Below are 18,235 nucleotides of genomic sequence, written 5' to 3' on the forward strand. Positions count from 1 at the left end.
TTCAAATCTCCCTGTCAAACTGAGGAGCAGGCTGTTTCTTCAGATGCCCGGACGTCGCGCTTTCAAATACCTCAAAGTATTGTGTCGTGCCGTACTCCACATCAAATCTGCTCGCCGTCAACTTCGCGGCGCTGCGCAGGCTGTCGTACTCATCAACAGAATCAAGAACCTTGGTAATACGTTTGGCGATACCGTGATGATCGAAGAAATCCACCAGCATTCCATTGTGACCATCGACGATCACCTCCCTTACCGGAGCCGTATCCGACGCTACTACCACGCACCCAGCCGACATCGCCTCCAGTAACGACCACGACATAACAAACGGATACGTCAAATAAACATGAGCCTTTGAACAGTCCAGAACTGCCCGGTAAGTCTGGTAAGGAAGCTTCCCTGTAAAATGGACGGTGGAATGATCGAAACTTACCTCTGCCTCCATCCTGCTGCGCCAATTTGCATAGCCAACCGGCTTACACCCATAACTGACGTCATCACCGCCCACTACGATTATCTGCGCATGGGGACACTCAGCCTGAATATGCGGGATCGCTCGCATAAAACTGTGAAACCCGCGATAAGGCTCAAGATTCCTCGCGACATAAGTAACGATCGGCTGCCCGGCTCTCAGCTCGACGCCATTGGGCAACCTGACGGCCCCAACTTTCGCCAAGCAAGAACTTTGAATGACGCCCTCGTGAATAACCCGAATGGTCGACTGATAAGCGGCCGGAAACAGATTGCGCTGCCACCGCGTAGGCGCAATGGCAATGTCACATTGTTCGAGATTCAAAAGATGCAGCGAATTGAGCACTCGCAGCCTTGATGACTCTCTTGTGGCTCGCGGGAATTCAGGGTCGAACCCAGAGTCCGCGCCCTGCGCTCGATAGTAATATTCGCAATAGTGAATAAGCGGCGTGTCAGGATAGACATCCTTGACGAAGAGCGTTTCCCCCCATCCGGGATGAGCGAGAATCACGTCCGGCCGATAACCCGAATGTTTCAGTCGGCTCAGAATTTCAAAAACCTTCTGTCCATCAGTCACCGCTTGTTCGTAACGGGCCAGATAGGGGTGAATATCGCCCGCGGCTCTGCTGGCAGCGCGGTATCGATATATTTTCACCTCTGCGATACCCGGCGCCGTATCCCGACCTATCGCCAAAACCTCATAACGCCTGTCAATCGCCGCCAGCACCAGGTGACGGAACTGGCCCGGAAAGTTTTGGTGAATCACAAGAAGCTTCATAGCGGCATCGTCCTTTTATTCGCCGCTATTGAACTGAGTTTTGCTCACCTCGATCGGCAGGAACAAACGCTAACAAATGCAAGGAAATGAAACTGTAGGAAGCGTCTGGGAATGCCCTAGGAGATGGCTAACGGGACGACTTTTTCGACGGGCATAAAAAAACGGCGCTAATAGCGCCGCTTTCATTTGCGTGGATTTACCAGCGGTTGCCACGTCCATTGTGGTCGCCACGTCCGCTGTGTCGGTCATAGTTGCCACGACCGCGGTGATCGTTATCCCAACCGCCGCGACGATGACCATCCCAACGCCCGCGATCATTGCCGTGCCAGCGACGGCTTTCGTAATAACGTGGAGCCGGTTGATAGTAACGCGGCGCCGATTGGTAATAGCGCGGTTGCTGGTAGTACCGCGGGGCTGGCTGGTAGTAGCGTGGCTGCGCGTAATACCTGCTGCCACCGTTGTAATACGTGCCACCCGTGTTGTAATAGGCCGGTGCAGGTGATGTGTAGACCTCTGAGCTGTAATACGAGTCCGCGTAGGAGTACGGGACGCAACCGGCAACGGAAAACATCAACGCAGCAAGTAGAAGAATTCGTCTATACATGGCGGCCTCCTGGACCGCGGGTTGGCCACACCAGCGACGCTGGCAGGCGACAGTCATTTAATCGGTGACTGTCGAAAAATCAGACAGCGCTTTTGGCATCTGGTGCGTTCCCGTAACAAGTTGAAACAAGTGATTGATGAAACCTTGTTCATCCGCAAAAACGCTGTCATTCAGCCGCTGATTAATGGTGGCCACCGTGATATCCGCCGCCGTGATAACCCCGTCCGTAACCGCCTCGATACCCGTAGCCACCGTAGTAATAACGCGCGCCGCCGTAGTAGCGCGGGCCGTAATAACTGCCGTAGGAATAAGGTGAGTAATAGCCGGGAGAGTAGTAAGTAGCGGGGTAACCGCCGTAGGGTCCGGCGTAGTAATAACAACCGGACAGACCCAAACCGAGCACCGCTCCCAGCAGCGCTCGTCGCAACGTTTTCTGAATAAGCATGGCGGCCTCCTGAAAGACCCGCGACAGCAGTCGGCACAGACCGGCTGACATCTGTTTTGACTGGCAAAGCCATGCCGAGTGCCAACAACCCAAAACCATCGGATCAGCGGCTGATACGCTGCATCACGGTGCAGCCGCGCACCAACACAAAGCGCCACATCGCCCTCACCTGCAAATCGATGCCACCCACGCGCCCGTGCCAGAGCGCCTGACGCCACTTGGCACGCCTCTCGCTTTAGCAAACCCGTGCAGGAGTCATCACAGGTTCGCGGCACCACAATTTGCAATGGCTGACTAGGGTTCCGGCTCGCAATCGCGAGTGGCTGGTCCGAGAGTTGGCGACCTCCAGTTGAGGTTACACGGCGGGACAAAAGCCCGGGAGACAAGCCACCGTTCGCGGTGCCGCGTTGCCTTCCTGTCCGCCCTTGATCAACTGGAGAAGCCACCATGACCCGACTACGTTTGCCCGCCCTGCTCGCCGCCGCCTTCGCCGCGCTCATCAGTACCCAATCCCCCGCCGCCCAGAAAGACCACTTCAGCGTCTGCTGGACGATTTACGCCGGCTGGATGCCATGGGAATACGCCGGCAGCCAGGGCATCGTCGACAAATGGGCGAAGAAGTACGGGATCAAGATCGACGTCGTGCAGCTCAACGACTACGTCGAATCGATCAACCAGTACACCGCCGGCCAGTTCGACGGCTGCACCATGACCAACATGGACGCGCTGACCATTCCGGCGGCGGGCGGCGTCGACAGCACCGCGCTGATCGTCAGCGACTTCTCCAACGGCAACGACGGCATCGTCCTCAAGGGCGACGGCAAGAAAGTCGCCGATCTCAAGGGCATGGACGTCAACCTGGTCGAACTGTCGGTCTCGCACTACCTGCTGGCCCGCGCGCTGGACTCGGTCGACCTGACCGAGAAAGACCTGAAAGTGATCAACACTTCCGACGCCGATATCTCCGCCGCTTTCAACACCGAACAGGTCAACGCCGTCACTACTTGGAACCCGATGCTCTCGGACATCAAGGCCAAACCGGGTGTGACCGAGGTGTTCAATTCCAGCCAGATTCCCGGCGAGATCATGGACATGATGGTGGTCAACAGCGCCACCCTCAAAGACAACCCGGCGCTGGGCAAAGCGCTGACCGGCGCGTGGTTCGAAGTGGTCGAACTGATGAACGCCAAAACCGCCGCGAGCAAGGCTGCGCTGGAGCATATGGCCAAAGCTTCGGGCACCGACCTCGCTGGATTCCAGGCACAACTCGACACCACCAAACTGTTCGCCACGCCAAGCGAAGCGCTGAACTTCGCCACCAGCAAACAGCTACCGGAAACCATGCGCAAGGTCGCCGAGTTCTCCTTCCAGCACGGCTTGCTGGGTGAAGGCGCGAAAGACACCAGCGCGGTCGGCATGGCCTTCGCCAACGGCGTGACCAGTGGCGATACCGGCAACCTCAAGCTGCGTTTCGATCCGACCTACGTGCAGATGGCCGCCGACGCCAAGCTGTAAGCCACGGAGGATTTGGCCATGCGCCTGATCAATCGCCACCCGGATCGCCCCAGTCGCCTGCTGTTGGTGATCCTGCCGTTCGCTTTGCTGCTGTTCGCCTACTTCATGGGCTCGGCCGAGCGCCTCGCGGACAACCCCAACGACAAACTGCTGCCCAGCGCCGTGCAGATGAGCGACGCGGTAAAACGCCTGGCTTTGAATGCCGACAGCCGCACCGGTGACTACCTGTTGTGGCAGGACACCGCGTCGAGTCTGCGGCGTCTGGCCATCGGCCTCGGCATCGCCGCTCTGGCCGGGCTGTGCCTGGGCATCGCCGCCGGCACGCTGCCGCTGTTCGGCGCGCCTTTGTCGCCGCTGCTGACGGTGCTGTCGATGGTGCCACCGCTGGCGATCCTGCCGATTCTGTTCATTGTTTTCGGTCTGGGCGAGTTGTCGAAGGTGATGCTGATCGTCATCGGCATCACCCCGGCGCTCGCTCGCGATCTGGAACAACGCGCCCGGGAAATACCGGTCGAACTGCTGATCAAGGCGCAGACCCTCGGCGCCTCGACCTGGACGCTGATGCTGCGTGTGGTGCTGCCGCAACTGCTGCCACGCTTGCTGATCTCGTTGCGGTTGATGCTCGGTTCGGCGTGGCTGTTCCTGATTGCCGCCGAAGCGATCGCCTCCACCGACGGCCTCGGCTACCGGATTTTTCTGGTCCGGCGTTATCTGGCGATGGACGTGATTCTGCCGTATGTGGTGTGGATCACCCTCCTCGCCTGGCTGATGGATTGGGGCCTGAAATACCTGACTCGTCGCGCCTTCCCTTGGTATGAGGGGGCGGCCAAATGAGCTTCATCACGGTAAAAAACGTCTGGCAGCAATACGCCGATCAAGTGGTGCTGGAAGGCTTGAACCTGAACGTCAACGAAGGTGAGTTTTGCACCTTGGTCGGCGCATCCGGTTGCGGCAAATCGACGTTTCTGCGCCTGCTGCTCGGCCAGGAAACGGCGAGTCGCGGCGAGATTCTGCTCGACGGTCAAGCGCTGGCCAGCGAGCCGGATGCCAGCCGTGGCGTGGTGTTCCAGCGCTACTCGGTATTCCCGCATTTGAGCGTTCTGGACAACGTCGCCCTCGGCCTTGAATTGCCGCGTGCGCCGTTGCTGGGGCGGTTGTTCGGCAGCGCCAAACGTGAGGCGCGCGAACAGGCGGCGGCGCTACTGCACAAAGTCGGCCTCGGTCATGCGCTGGACAAGTACCCGGCACAGTTGTCCGGCGGTATGCAGCAACGGCTGGCGATTGCCCAGGCGCTGATTATGAAACCACGGGTGTTGCTGCTCGACGAACCGTTCGGCGCGCTCGATCCGGGCATCCGCAAAGACATGCACGCGTTGCTGCTGGAGCTGTGGCGCGAGACCAAACTGACCGTGTTCATGGTCACCCATGACCTGTCCGAAGGCTTCAGCCTCGGCACGCGTCTGCTGGTGTTCGACAAGGTTCGCCTCGACCCGCACGCCCCCGGCGCCTATGGCGCGCGCATCACCTACGACATCCCTTTGAACAGCGACCGCCGCGCCCAACGCGCCGCCGTCGACGCCCTGCCGTTGCCACTTGCAGGCGCCCTTCGCACCGCTTGAGAGGACTTCTTCAATGAATAAGCCGATGACCGATTCGACTCAACTGTTCCCACCGTTTGCCGAAGAAATGCTCCCCGGCGGCGGCCACCGTTCCTTCGTGTTGAAGCGCGGCCAATTGCTGCGCCTGACCGATCTGCGCGGCGGCGCCAACGTCAGCCTGACCTTGCTCAACGCCAATGAAAAAACCGAGCGGCTGAACCTGCCCGACAGCCTCAAATGCCAACACACCGCCAAGCTCACCAGTGGCCATTGCCTGTACTCGGACATGGGCCGCGTGCTGGCTGCAATCACTGCTGACACCTGCGGCTGGAGCGACAGCCTCGGCGGTGTGCTCTGCGCCGAAGAAGTCGCGCAGAAGTACGGTCAGGGCCGCTATCAGGAACTGCGCAACGGCTTCTTCCGCAACGGCACCGACAACCTGCTGGTGGAGCTCGGCAAGTGGGGGCTGGGCCTGTCGGATCTGCTGATGACGCTCAATCTGTTCAGCCGTGTGAACGTCGATGAGGCCGGGTGTTTCCACTTCGTCGAGGGCAACTCCAAGGCTGGCGACTACATCGAATTGTACGCGCCGATGGACACGCTGGTGGTGCTCACCGCGCTGCAACATCCAATGGACCCGTCGCCGGAATACGCACCGAAACCACTGAAGCTGAGCTGGATGAACGCCGACGCCAGCGTCGCCGAACACTGCCGCAACTCGCGCCCGGAAAATGAGCGCGGCTTTATCAACACCGACCGTTTGTTCGCCTGAGGATCGCTGTCATGTCAGTTGCTATCGCCACTTCGCAAAACCAACCCGACACAGCGGTGTACCGCGCCACGATCCCGGCCGGGGAACCCTGGCTGATGGAGGTCAAGGCTGGGCAGACGCTGCGCATTCTCGACCTGGAAGGCAATCAAGCGGTCGATACCTTGTTCTACAGCCTCGCCAATCCCAAGGAACGCTACGACGTGCAGCGCACTTTGCGCCGGCAGAACAGCGTCTACCTGAGCACCGGCAGCGTGCTGTATTCCAACCTCGGCCACGCAATGCTGACCATCGTCGCCGACACCTGCGGGCGCCACGACACCCTCGGCGGTGCCTGCGCGCAGGAGAGCAACACCGTGCGTTACGCCTTGGAGAAACGCTACATGCACAGCTGCCGCGACAACTACCTGCGCGCCTGCGCCCATGACGGCCGACTGGGCAAAGGCGACATCGGGCCGAACATCAATTTCTTCATGAATGTGCCGGTCACGGCGGACGGCGGACTGACGTTCGAGGACGGGATTTCGGCGCCGGGCAAGTACGTCGACTTGCGTGCGGAGATGGATGTAATCGTGCTGATTTCCAACTGCCCGCAGTTGAACAACCCGTGCAACGCCTACAACCCGACACCTGCGGAGCTGCTGGTATGGAACTGAAAATCAGCCGGTTGCGCCGTTGGCTTTTCGCCCTGTGCCAGGCGCGCTCCGGGCAGTGCTTGAAAAAGTGAAACCACCACAGATCAAACTGTAGGAGTGAGCCTGCTCGCGATAGCGGTGTGTCAGGTACATGAGTTTTGACCGATCCGACGCTATCGCGAACAGGCTCACTCCTACAGGGGATCGGTGGTGTTCTGAAGTGTGTTTTTCATCCGGGACGGCCCGGATGTCTGTCGAAAAACAGCGGGACGGCCCGCTCCCCCTTCAGGGGTTATGCCATGTTCGAAAAAGTCCTCATCGCCAACCGTGGCGCCATCGCCTGCCGCATCCTGCGCACCCTTGAATCTTTGCAGGTGAAAGGCGTGGCCGTGTATTCCGAATCCGACGTCGCCAGCCTGCACATCCTGCACGCCGATGAAGCCCACAGCCTCGGTGAAGGCGCCGCCGCCGGCACTTATCTGGCCGTCGAAAAGATCCTCGCCATTGCCAAACAAAGCGGCGCCACGGCGATCCATCCCGGCTACGGTTTTCTGTCAGAGAACGCCGCGTTCGCCGAAGCCTGCGAAACGCACAACATCGCCTTCATCGGTCCAACGCCCGAACAACTGCGCGTGTTCGGCCTCAAGCACACCGCCCGCGCCCTCGCCAAACAACACGGCGTACCGATGCTCGAAGGCACCGAACTGCTCGACAGCCTCGACGCCGCGCTGATTGCCGGCGAACAGGTCGGCTACCCGGTCATGCTGAAAAGCACCGCCGGCGGTGGCGGCATCGGCATGCGTGTATGCCGATGCGCCATTGAATTAAGCGAATCGTTTGAAGCGGTAAAACGTCTCGGCCAGAACAACTTCAGCGACGCCGGTGTGTTTATCGAGAAGTACATCCAGCGCGCCCGGCACCTGGAAGTGCAGGTGTTCGGTGACGGTCGCGGTGAGGTCATCGCCCTCGGCGTGCGCGACTGCTCGGTGCAGCGGCGCAATCAGAAAGTCCTCGAAGAAACCCCGGCGCCGAACCTGCCGGACGGCATGGCCGATGAGCTGTGCGCGGCAGCGATCAAACTGGCGAAAGCGGTGAATTATCGCAGCGCCGGCACAGTGGAATTCGTTTTCGACAGCGAGGCGCAACGCTTCTATTTTCTCGAAATGAACACGCGCTTGCAGGTGGAGCATGGCGTCACCGAACAGGTCTGGAGCGTCGATCTGGTGCGCTGGATGGTTGAGCTGGCGGCGGGAGATTTGCCGCCGCTGAGCGACTTGTATCGTGAGCTGAACCCCGAGGGCCATGCGATTCAGGCGCGGTTGTACGCGGAGGATCCAGGGCGCGATTTTCAGCCCAGCCCGGGCTTGCTGACGGCAGTGGAATTTCCACCGGCCAACGGCATTCAACTGCGCATCGATACCTGGGTCGAGGCCGGCTGCGAGATCCCGCCGTATTTCGATCCGATGATCGCCAAGGTCATCACCTGGGCGCCGACTCGCGAACAGGCGCGTGCCGAGTTGCATCAAGCGCTGCGCGAGAGTCTGTTGTATGGCGTGGAAACCAACCGCGATTACCTGCGGCAGATTCTCCTCGACACGCCGTTCGCCAGCGGTGAACCGTGGACCCGTTGCCTGGAAAGTCTGGTTTATCGCGCCAACACTTTCGAAGTGCTCAGCGCCGGCACACAAACCAGCGTGCAGGACTATCCCGGCCGCCTCGGTTATTGGGCCGTTGGTGTGCCGCCGTCGGGGCCGATGGACAGTCGCGCGCTGCGCCTGGGCAATCGCTTGCTTGGCAATGCTGAAGGTGCGGCGGCGCTGGAAATCACCATGAGCGGACCTTTGTTGCGCTTCAATTGTGAAGCGGTGGTCGCGGTGACCGGCGCGCCGATTGCCCTGACGCTTGAAGGTGCAAGCGTGCCGATGAATACCGCCCTGCTGATCCCGGCGGGTGCGACGTTGCATCTGGGCAGCATCAGCGGCGCCGGGGCACGCAGTTATCTGTGCCTGCGCGGCGGTTTGCAGGTGCCGGATTATCTGGGCAGCAAAAGCACTTTCACCCTCGGCCAGTTTGGTGGGCATGGTGGTCGGGCGTTGCGTGCCGGGGATGTGTTGCATGTGCCTGCGCTGGCCGACCGTAGCAGCGGTCAACAACTGGCACTCCAGCACATTTTCAAGTTGCCGGCGGTGCGGCAGATTCGGGTGATTTACGGCCCGCACGCTGCGCCGGAATATTTCACCGAAAATTACATCGGCACTTTTTTTGAAACCCAGTGGGAAGTGCATTTCAATTCCAGCCGCACCGGTGTACGGCTGATTGGGCCGAAGCCGGAATGGGTGCGGGCCGACGGTGGCGAGGCCGGGTTGCATCCGTCGAATATTCACGACAATCCGTATGCCATCGGCGCGGTGGATTTTACCGGTGACATGCCGGTGATCCTCGGGCAGGACGGCCCGAGCCTTGGCGGGTTCGTGTGCCCGGTGACGGTGATTGAAGCGGATCTGTGGCAACTGGGGCAGCTCAAGGCCGGCGATAAAATCCAATTCATCCCCGTCGACCTCAAGACCGCACGCGATCTCGCCCTGAAATGGGATCTCCCCTGTGGGAGCGAGCCTGCTCGCGAAGGCGATATTTCAGACACATCAGAATTGATTGATCCACCGCATTCGCGAGCAGGCTCGCTCCCACAGGGTTTGATGTCACCTGTAGTGCTGGATTTGGGTCAGGGGGATCGGCGGCTTGTTGCGCGGGTTTCTGGCGACACCCATTTACTCCTGGAAATCGGCGAGCCTGAACTCAATCTTGTTCTGCGCTTCCGCGCCCACGCCCTCATGCAAGCGCTGGAACACAAATCCCTGCACGGCGTGATCGACCTCCCCCCCGGCATTCGCTCATTGCAAATCCACTACCAGCCGGAGCAACTGCCACTCGCCGATCTGCTCGGCATAATCGCCGGTGAATGGGACGCGGTGTGCGCCGCCAACGACCTGAAAGTACCGTCACGCATCGTGCATTTGCCGTTGTCGTGGGACGACCCGGCCTGCCAGTTGGCCATCGAGAAATACATGACCACCGTGCGCAAGGACGCGCCGTGGTGCCCGAGCAATCTGGAGTTCATCCGTCGCATTAACGACCTGCCCAATCTCGACGAAGTGCAGCGCACGGTGTTCGATGCCAGCTATCTGGTGATGGGCCTTGGCGACGTGTACCTCGGTGCGCCAGTGGCCACGCCGCTGGATCCGCGCCATCGTCTGGTCACGACCAAATACAACCCGGCGCGCACCTGGACCGCTGAAAACTCGGTAGGCATCGGCGGCGCCTACATGTGCGTGTACGGCATGGAAGGCCCCGGCGGTTATCAGTTTGTCGGGCGCACTTTGCAGATGTGGAATCGCTACCGCGAAGTCGCCGCGTTCGATGGTAAACCGTGGCTGCTGCGCTTCTTCGATCAGATTCGTTTCTACCCGGTCAGCGCTGAAGAACTGCTGCGCATCCGCCGCGATTTCCCGCTGGGCCGCTTCGATCTCAACATCGAACACAGCCAGCTCAACCTCGCCGAGTATCAGACGTTTCTCAATCGTGAAGCCGAGAGCATCAGCGCGTTTCGTGCTCAGCAACAAGGCGCATTCAATGCCGAGCGCGAACGCTGGATCGCCAGCGGTCAGGCGCATTTCGACAGCGAAGAAGCCGTGGCGGAATTGACTGAGGATGCGTCGCTGGCCGACGGTGAACACAGCGTCGACAGCCACATTGCCGGCAATCTCTGGCAGGTGCAGGTCGAGGCCGGCAGTCGCGTCGCAGCAGGCGATGTGCTGGTGATTCTCGAGTCGATGAAGATGGAAATCCCGGTGCTCGCGCCGATGGCCGGGGTGGTGCGCGAGATCCGCGTGCAGCCCGGTTCGGCGGTGCGTGCCGGACAACGGGTCGTGGTGCTGGCACTCGACTGAAGCCAATTGGATAAGGATCAACTCATGAATCTGCAACTCGATGTTCTGCGCCAGGCCTATCGCAATGGCGACACCACACCACGTCAACTGCTGCCGAAACTGCGCGAGAAAGCCGCCGCGCTGAACCCGGATTACCACCTGTTCATCCACCTGCTCAGCGTCGCAGAACTGGAGCCCTATCTCGCCGCTCTCGACGGTCGCGAGCTCGACAGTCTGCCGCTGTATGGCGTGCCGTTTGCGATCAAGGACAACATTGATCTGGCGGGCATTCCCACCACCGCCGCGTGCCCGGACTTTGCTTATGTGCCGGAGCGCTCGGCGACTATCGTCGAGCAGTTGATCGCCTTGGGGGCGATTCCGCTGGGCAAGACCAATCTCGATCAATTTGCCACGGGACTCAATGGCAGTCGCTCGCCGTATGGCGCTTGTCCGAACAGCGTGCTGACGGAATATCCGTCCGGTGGCTCCAGCGCCGGTTCGTCGCTGGCGGTGGCATTGGGCGTGGCGAGTTTTGCCTTGGGCACCGACACCGCAGGCTCCGGTCGAGTGCCGGCGGCGCTGAACAATCTGGTCGGATTGAAGGCGAGCAAAGGTCTGATCTCCTCCGCCGGTGTGCTGCCGGCGTGTCGTACGCTGGATTGCGTGACCACGTTTACCGCGACGGCGCGTGAGGCCAGTCAGTTGCTGGCATTGACGGCAAAAGCTGATCCGCGCGATGAGTACAGCCGTCGCAATCCATCGTGGAATGACGGCTCGGCGTTTGGTGCGCCACGGGCGTTTCGTTTCGGCGTGCCGCGCGCACAGGATCTGGAGTTTTTCGGTTGCGTCGAAGGGCCACTGCTGTTCGGCGATGCCATTGACCGGCTCAAGGCCTTGGGTGGCGAAGCGGTTGAGCTGGATCTTTCGCCGTTCCTCGAAGCTGCGCGTTTGCTCTATGAAGGGCCGTGGGTGGCCGAGCGTTACAGCGTTGCCGGCGAACTGCTGGAACACAATCCCGAAGCGGTGCTGCCGGTGATTCGTGCCGTGCTGGCCAAGGCACCGGCGGTGACCGGCATGCAAACCTTCCGCGCGCAGTATCGGCTGCAAGCCTTGAAAGCGCTGTGCGATCAAGCACTCGAAGGCCTCGACTGTGTGCTCACGCCAACCATTGGCCGCCCGGTGACACTCGCCGAACTGCACGCCGACCCCGTATTGCGCAACTCGGAACTGGGTTACTACACCAACTTCATGAACCTGCTCGACTACGCCGCCGTCGCCGTGCCGAGCGGGTTTATGGCCAATGAATTGCCGTGGGGCGTGACGCTGTTTGGCCGGGCGTTTACCGATCAATATCTGTTGAGTCTCGCGGATGCGATGCAGCGCCAGCAGGACCCGACCCTGCCGACACCCACGAACGTTGCACGCCATGATCGTGCACGCATCGTGGTGTGTGGCGCGCATCTGCAAGGGTTGGCGTTGAACTGGCAACTGACCCAACGAGGTGGGCGGTTGCTGGAATCGACGTTGAGCTCACCGGACTATCAACTGCACGCGTTGGCCGGCGGTCCGCCATTACGGCCGGGGATGGTGCGGGTCAAGGATGGCGGTGTGGCGATTGCGGTGGAGGTGTGGGAATTGCCGAGCAGTGAGTTGGGCTCGTTCCTCACCGGGATTCCGGCGCCGCTTGGATTGGGCAAGGTGCAACTGGCGGATGGGCGTTGGGAGAGCGGGTTTATTTGTGAGCCGTATGGTCTGGAAGATGCGCGGGACATCAGCCATTTGGGGGGCTGGCGGGCGTATCTTAAAACTCGGAGCTGATCCGGAAACCAGCCCTCACCCTAGCCCTCTCCCGGAGGGAGAGGGGACTGACCGAGGTGTTTGTCAGGTGGTTGTCATTCGGTGAAACCGAGGCGAACTCAGGTTTTGAAATCACCACAATCTAGCTCCCTCTCCCTCCGGGAGAGGGCTGGGTTGAGGGAGCGATCCTTCTGACATTCCCTCAACGTCATATCCCCCGCCATTTCAGGCATGAATCCCGCAGTCTTTTCCCGGCCATCCCACTAGAATGCATGCCATCGGGCCACTGCCAACGGAACCGCCATGCCGCTTCGTTCTCCCCTGTACTCGCAACGCTCACTGGTTCTGACGCTGATCGCCCTGCTCGGCGCCGGTTTCCTTGCCACGTCGTTGCTCAGCTACTACGCCTCCCGCGCGTCGATCCGCGACAACATCGTCAACACCGAACTGCCGCTGACCTCCGACACGGTCTACTCGGAAATTCAGAAAGACCTCGTCAGGCCGATCCTGATTTCCTCGATGATGTCCCGGGACACCTTTATGCGCGACTGGGTGGTCAACGGCGAGCAGAATCCCGAGCAGATGACTCGTTACCTCGACGAGGTCATGACCCACTACGGCGCCTACACCGCGTTTTTCGTCTCCAACGCCAGCCACACTTACTACCACGCCAAAGGCGTGCTCAAGCAGGTCAAGGTCGATGAACCGCGCGACGCCTGGTACTTCCGTGTGCGCGACATGAAGGATCCGTACGAGATCAACGTCGACCCGGATCTGGCCAACAAGGACAACCTGACCTTCTTCATCAACTACAAGGTTTACGACTACCACAACCGCTTCATCGGTGCGGCGGGTGTCGGTCTGACCGTGGACGCCGTGATCAAGCTGATCGACAAGTATCAACAGCGCTATCAACGCAGCGTGTACTTCGTCGACACCTTTGGCCGACTGGTGTTGACCGGCGCCGAAGGCGGTCCGGAAGGCGCGCACATTGGCCAGAGCCTGAGTGAACTGGAAAGCATGAAGAGTCTGGTCAGCCAGTTGCCGAAACCGCACAGCGGCAGCTACGAATATTCCGCCCACGGCCAGGGCCATTTCCTCAATGTGAGGTTTATCCCGGAGCTGAACTGGTATCTATTCGTCGATAAACGCGAAGACGGCGCGTTGAGTGAAATCCGTCAGTCGCTGTACCTGAATCTGCTGATCTGCCTGCTGGTGACGCTGATTGTCCTGGCGTTGCTCAATCGCGTGATCAAGCGCTATCAAAGCAAAATCCAGGCGCAGGCCATTCTCGACAGTCTTACCGAACTGCCCAATCGCCGTGGCTTCGACATTCTTGCCGCACAAGCCCTGCACGAAGCGCAACGCGAGACCAAACCGCTAACGGCATTGCTGCTCGACCTCGATCATTTCAAGGTATTGAACGACACCTACGGGCACATGGCCGGCGATCAGGTGTTGATCGGTTTTGCCCGCGACCTGCAAAGTTGCCTGCGCCACGCCGACATTGTCTGCCGCTGGGGCGGTGAGGAATTTATCGTGTTGCTGAAGGACACCGACGGCGACACCGGTCAGAAAATTGCCGAGAAGATCCGCCAACATGTCGAACAGCACGAATATGCCTACGACGGCCACCGCCTCCATCTGACGGTGAGCATCGGCGCCACCACCCTGCAACGCGATGACACCTTGCACAGCCTGCTGTCGCGGGCCGATCATGCGATGTACCGAGCCAAACAAACCGGCCGCAACCGCACCTGCGTGGAAATGCCTCACTCGACTTATGCCTGATTCCGACGTTAAACCCGACCACTGCCCGGCCTGCGGCGCCCGCAACGATTGTAGCCTTGCCGACCCGCGCACCGCCGACCGCGAATGCTGGTGCTATGGCGTCAGCATCGACCCGGCCGTGCTTGAAGCACTGCCGCCAGAACTGCGCAACCAATCCTGCCTGTGCCCGCGTTGCGCGCAGGTCGAGGCGCAACTGCAAGCGGCCAAGCGGCCGATCCCGTAAGATGCGCGCCCCTTCATTCATCGAACACTGAACATGCGCGTCGACCGTTTCCTCAGCAACCTGCCCCGCTACAACCGTCAGCAGGTTCGCCTGTTGCTGGTGGAAAAACGCGTGCGGATTGACGGAAAAGTCGTCAGCGACCCGCACAGCGAAGTGCTGGAATTCAGCCGTGTCGAAGTCGATGACGAAGTCCTGCAAAGCGGCAAACCGGCGCGCTACTTCATGCTGCACAAGCCGCCGGGCTGCGTCAGCGCCACCCGCGATCCGCAACACCCGACCGTGCTCGACCTGATCGATGAACCGGACAAGGACGATCTGCACATCGCCGGGCGCCTGGACTTCAACACCACCGGTCTGATGCTGATCACCAACGACGGCGCGTGGTCGCGACGCCTGACCCAACCTAAGACCAAACTGCCGAAGGTCTACTACGTCGAGACCGAGCAGGAGATTGGCGCGCAATATGCGAGCACTTTTGCCGAGGGCATCTACTTCGCCTTCGAAGACCTGACCACGCAGCCAGCGCAACTGGAGCTGCTCGGTCCACGCTCGGCGCGGTTGAGCATCGTCGAGGGTCGCTACCATCAGGTGAAGCGGATGTTTGGTTTCTTCAACAACAAAGTCCTGCGCCTGCACCGCGAATCGATGGGCCCGCTGCTGCTCGATAACGCGCTAAAACCGGGCGAGTACCGCGCTTTGCGCACCGAAGAGATCCATTTGTTCTAAGCCGGCGACCGCTCAGCAGAAGTTGTCGAACAATTTACCAACGGCACTTGCGTGATCCCGACTCCCCTGCTTGAATCAGGACGTCGGCCAGATTGTGACCGACGAGTCACAACATACTTCTAAGAAACTTTTTGCCGGTCGTAAGCCCCAAGGGCTTCGCCTCAGCCGACAAACTGCCCGCCAATAACAATACCCGTCGACCGCAGTCATGGATCGACATGGGCCAAGTAAATTCCAGGCGTATGCCTACCTGTCACAAAGCTCGTGCAATCTCTATTTGCGCGCATACCCGCTTGCTTGCCAGGAGTCTTATGACATGAGGCCAGAAATCGCTGTGCTGGATATACAGGGTCAGTATCGGGTTTACACGGAGTTCTATCGCGCAGACGCCGCAGAAAAGACCATCATTCTGGTCAACGGCTCGATGGCCACGACTGCGTCGTTTGCACAGACTGTGAAAAACCTGCACCCGCAATTCAACGTGGTTTGTTACGACCAGCCCTACGCGGGTCGGTCAAAAGCCCACAACCGCCACGAGAAACATCTGACGAAGGACGTCGAAGGGCAGATTCTGCTCGAGCTGATCGACCACTTCGCCGCCGAACACGTGCTGTCGTTTTCCTGGGGCGGCGCCGCGACCCTGGTCGCCCTCGCCCACCAGCCACGGCGCATCGAACGGGCGGTGATCAGTTCGTTCTCGCCAGTGATCAACGCACACATGCTCGATTACCTCGAACGCGGCGTCGACTACCTCGGCCAGCGTGACGGCGACCGCGTCGGCCATCTGGTCAACAACACCATCGGCAAACACCTGCCGTCACTGTTCAAACGCTTCAACTACCGTCACGTCAGCAGCCTCGCCGAGCACGAATACGGGCAGATGCACTTCCACATCAGCGACGTGCTGCACAGCGATCGGCAGTGCTATCTGAATGCAGCGAAAAAGATCAACGTGCCGGTGCTGTTTCTAAACGGCGAATGGGACGAATACACCGCTGCCGAAGATGCACGCCTGTTCGGCAACCACGTGGCGCAGAGCACGTTCACCACGCTGCAAGCCACCGGGCATTTTCTCGACATGGAACACAAGGCCGCGTGCCGCGATAGCCAGAACGCCTTGCTCGGCTTTCTGAAACCGGCGCAGCAGACCAGCCGAACGCGTTACTCGTTTGTTCAGGATCAACATGCATTGGCTATTTGAAAGGGTGTCGTCGCGAGCGAGGCTGCCGGGCTGGGATTTTGCTTTTCTCACCGCAGTGCTCGCCCGCGATTGACCGTTTTCAGTGATTCAAAGCGTTCATGAGTAAAAGAAAAACTTCAAATCCGTGGCCGAGTCTGGTACAAAGTCAGCCGCTCTGAGCGGGTATAGTTTAATGGTAGAACAGTAGCTTCCCAAGCTTCCGACGAGGGTTCGATTCCCTCTACCCGCTCCACTCGAATATTGGTCTCACGTTGGTTTTTTTGACGGGGGATGCAGGGATAGAAAAAACCGGCCTATAGGGCCGGTTTTTTTGTGGCTGGGATTTGAGGTTGGCCAATTGGGCAGTTCGGAACCTTTCAGAAACACTCCGCTAGTTGAAGATGCGCTCTCCCCCTGTACGCTTTTGTTCTCTCTAACGACAATCCTTGAGAAGCGTGCGAGGCACGAAATGGTGCCCATGCTCGGGATCTATGACGGGGCAATTCCATGACAATCGGATTCAAAGGGGAGTACGCAAGCCCATTCGCAGACTTCATCCGTAATGCGAAATCCCATGAAAAAAAGCGTGTTTACCGTGAAGTGCTGACCGCAGCTACCAAGAAGCAGAATGAGGTGATGCTGGCTGCATGTAACAAGCATTCGGCGGTTGGTGCAGTTTCAATGCGCAGGCTGAGCGACGTGATGACTTCAGGGGATTTCTCCCGTTGTGATCAGATTCAAGAATTGCTCTGAGTTGATGATGAAAGCTCCAGCCTCAAGTGCCTTGGAAACTTTGGTTGGCCCCGCATTTTCACCATAACAAAGAAACGTCAGCGTCTTGCCTGCCGTACTCATGACCTTCAACCCATATTCCAGTGCCTTTTGCTCAAGCTCAGCCCGTTGTGCAGCTGCGAACCCAGTGAAAAGAATTTGATTGATCCTACCCGGTGACATTTTCGGATCAGGCGTTTGCGAAGCGGCTTCTGAAGCAACGAGCGCCGGTGGCTTTCGATCGTGCTGAAGCCTCGGAGAAGGAGGAGCGGCCTCCTTTAAGAGCAGCTCAGCCCCAAGCAATACTTCGATGATGCGATCCTTGCGATAGGTTTTAGGAAAGGTATCGCTGGCCGATCGTCCTTGAATGTAAACCGAATTCTCTGACCATTGAATCAACTCCCGCTGACTTAAATCGCCCTTTGCATCTCTATAGCTGAATTTTAGAGTCGACATCCGTTTCACTCCCTTCTGACGATCACATGGGCAAATTCCATGCATAACTACGCTGGCTATATCGAGAGGTGATTTCCTTTCAACAGGCTCGTTGAGGGTCATGACCTTCGCCCATTAGAGTTCAACGTTAGCAGCCCGAGCAGTGACGTCAGAAAAAGATGTGTTCCATTATTTTGCAGCGGAAGATCGCCACATGAACATAAGCAAAACCCGGTAACACACCCACCTCACCATCGCTTCTGCCTTACCTAGACTGCGCTAAGCGACCCCGCCCGTCAGAGGACCACTACCGACCGGTGGTTATAGTGTTGATCATATTAATCCAGTGGGCATAGTACCCACCAAGCACACCACAGGGAGGTGTTGTGAATAGCCGTTTTTTTAATCGGCCAACTCGTCGCAGACGGTTGGTATCTGGTAAGGATCAAAGGAAGTCACCATCACTTCAAGCATCCGAGCAAACCAGGACTGGTCACCGTGCCACATCCAAAAAAGGATCTGCTGAAGAAAACGGCCATCAGTATTTTGCAGCAGGCGCTGCTTTGACTCTCTG

General features: G+C 59.1%; 17 protein-coding genes, 1 tRNA gene and 1 riboswitch. Of the genes, 14 read left to right on the forward strand and 4 right to left on the reverse strand.

Annotation, left to right across the window (positions count from 1 at the left end; all coding sequences use genetic code 11):
• Position 1 precedes the first annotated feature (1 nt).
• The 3 genes from ACI514_RS18445 to ACI514_RS18455 form a co-directional block, all read right to left on the reverse strand.
• Positions 2–1,246, reverse strand: coding sequence for a glycosyltransferase family 4 protein (locus tag ACI514_RS18445; RefSeq protein WP_405122166.1), 1,245 nt, complete (start codon positions 1,244–1,246; stop codon positions 2–4).
• A gap of 196 nt (positions 1,247–1,442) precedes the next feature.
• On the reverse strand, positions 1,443–1,850 hold the full coding sequence (locus tag ACI514_RS18450; RefSeq protein ID WP_150706204.1) for a hypothetical protein: 408 nt from the start codon (positions 1,848–1,850) through the stop codon (positions 1,443–1,445).
• Between the two features lie 181 nt (positions 1,851–2,031).
• The gene (locus ACI514_RS18455; protein WP_160056526.1) at positions 2,032–2,295 is read right to left on the reverse strand and encodes a hypothetical protein; all 264 of its coding nucleotides are present in this window, start codon (positions 2,293–2,295) and stop codon (positions 2,032–2,034) included.
• A gap of 283 nt (positions 2,296–2,578) precedes the next feature.
• Positions 2,579–2,679, forward strand: a riboswitch (guanidine-I (ykkC/yxkD leader).
• A 63-nt stretch (positions 2,680–2,742) separates the two neighbouring features.
• On the opposite strand from ACI514_RS18455, the gene ACI514_RS18460 reads away from it, so the two are divergent.
• The 13 genes from ACI514_RS18460 to ACI514_RS18520 all read left to right on the forward strand — a co-directional run bounded on the left by ACI514_RS18460 (position 2,743) and on the right by ACI514_RS18520 (position 17,208).
• Positions 2,743–3,810 carry a putative urea ABC transporter substrate-binding protein gene (locus ACI514_RS18460; RefSeq protein WP_405122167.1) on the forward strand — a complete coding sequence of 356 codons (1,068 nt, stop codon included), beginning with the start codon at positions 2,743–2,745 and terminating at the stop codon, positions 3,808–3,810.
• Positions 3,811–3,828: 18 nt separating this feature from the next.
• Positions 3,829–4,644: an ABC transporter permease gene (locus ACI514_RS18465; RefSeq protein WP_038358319.1), complete on the forward strand. Its 816-nt coding sequence runs from the start codon at positions 3,829–3,831 to the stop codon at positions 4,642–4,644.
• Complete coding sequence (locus ACI514_RS18470; RefSeq protein WP_175555110.1) at positions 4,641–5,429, forward strand: ABC transporter ATP-binding protein; 789 nt, start codon at positions 4,641–4,643, stop codon at positions 5,427–5,429. Before ACI514_RS18465 ends, ACI514_RS18470 begins: the two co-directional genes overlap by 4 nt.
• Positions 5,430–5,454: 25 nt before the next feature.
• Positions 5,455–6,180, forward strand: coding sequence for an urea amidolyase associated protein UAAP1 (locus ACI514_RS18475; protein ID WP_160060059.1), 726 nt, complete (start codon positions 5,455–5,457; stop codon positions 6,178–6,180).
• Between the two features lie 11 nt (positions 6,181–6,191).
• On the forward strand, positions 6,192–6,833 hold the full coding sequence (locus ACI514_RS18480; protein ID WP_127926182.1) for an urea amidolyase associated protein UAAP2: 642 nt from the start codon (positions 6,192–6,194) through the stop codon (positions 6,831–6,833).
• A gap of 278 nt (positions 6,834–7,111) precedes the next feature.
• The gene (uca, locus tag ACI514_RS18485) at positions 7,112–10,759 is read left to right on the forward strand and encodes an urea carboxylase (RefSeq protein WP_405122168.1); all 3,648 of its coding nucleotides are present in this window, start codon (positions 7,112–7,114) and stop codon (positions 10,757–10,759) included.
• A gap of 24 nt (positions 10,760–10,783) precedes the next feature.
• Positions 10,784–12,556, forward strand: a complete 1,773-nt coding sequence (atzF, locus tag ACI514_RS18490) for an allophanate hydrolase (RefSeq protein WP_405122169.1) — start codon at positions 10,784–10,786, stop codon at positions 12,554–12,556.
• A 282-nt stretch (positions 12,557–12,838) separates the two neighbouring features.
• A complete protein-coding gene (locus ACI514_RS18495) occupies positions 12,839–14,326 on the forward strand; it encodes a diguanylate cyclase (RefSeq protein ID WP_405122170.1) in 1,488 nt (495 codons plus the stop codon).
• The gene (locus ACI514_RS18500) at positions 14,319–14,549 is read left to right on the forward strand and encodes a cysteine-rich CWC family protein (RefSeq protein WP_064119704.1); all 231 of its coding nucleotides are present in this window, start codon (positions 14,319–14,321) and stop codon (positions 14,547–14,549) included. The genes ACI514_RS18495 and ACI514_RS18500 overlap by 8 nt, the downstream gene beginning before the upstream one ends.
• 33 nt (positions 14,550–14,582) lie before the next feature.
• Positions 14,583–15,275, forward strand: a complete 693-nt coding sequence (locus ACI514_RS18505; protein WP_095119132.1) for a pseudouridine synthase — start codon at positions 14,583–14,585, stop codon at positions 15,273–15,275.
• 316 nt (positions 15,276–15,591) lie between these two features.
• On the forward strand, positions 15,592–16,476 hold the full coding sequence (locus tag ACI514_RS18510) for an alpha/beta fold hydrolase (protein ID WP_064119706.1): 885 nt from the start codon (positions 15,592–15,594) through the stop codon (positions 16,474–16,476).
• 158 nt (positions 16,477–16,634) lie between these two features.
• Positions 16,635–16,708: transfer RNA gene (locus ACI514_RS18515), tRNA-Gly, on the forward strand.
• 254 nt (positions 16,709–16,962) lie between these two features.
• A complete protein-coding gene (locus tag ACI514_RS18520; protein ID WP_160056510.1) occupies positions 16,963–17,208 on the forward strand; it encodes a hypothetical protein in 246 nt (81 codons plus the stop codon).
• Here ACI514_RS18520 and ACI514_RS18525 read toward each other — a convergent pair.
• On the reverse strand, positions 17,164–17,784 hold the full coding sequence (locus ACI514_RS18525) for a BRCT domain-containing protein (RefSeq protein ID WP_238785229.1): 621 nt from the start codon (positions 17,782–17,784) through the stop codon (positions 17,164–17,166). The two genes, ACI514_RS18520 and ACI514_RS18525, sit on opposite strands and share 45 nt — an antisense overlap.
• Before the next feature lie 267 nt (positions 17,785–18,051).
• On the opposite strand from ACI514_RS18525, the gene ACI514_RS18530 reads away from it, so the two are divergent.
• Positions 18,052–18,228, forward strand: a complete 177-nt coding sequence (locus tag ACI514_RS18530; RefSeq protein WP_160060057.1) for a type II toxin-antitoxin system HicA family toxin — start codon at positions 18,052–18,054, stop codon at positions 18,226–18,228.
• The last annotated feature ends 7 nt before the right edge of the window (positions 18,229–18,235 follow it).

Origin of the sequence: Pseudomonas sp. M20 (assembly GCF_045037865.1) — a bacterium.
Taxonomy (GTDB): Bacteria; Pseudomonadota; Gammaproteobacteria; order Pseudomonadales; family Pseudomonadaceae; genus Aquipseudomonas.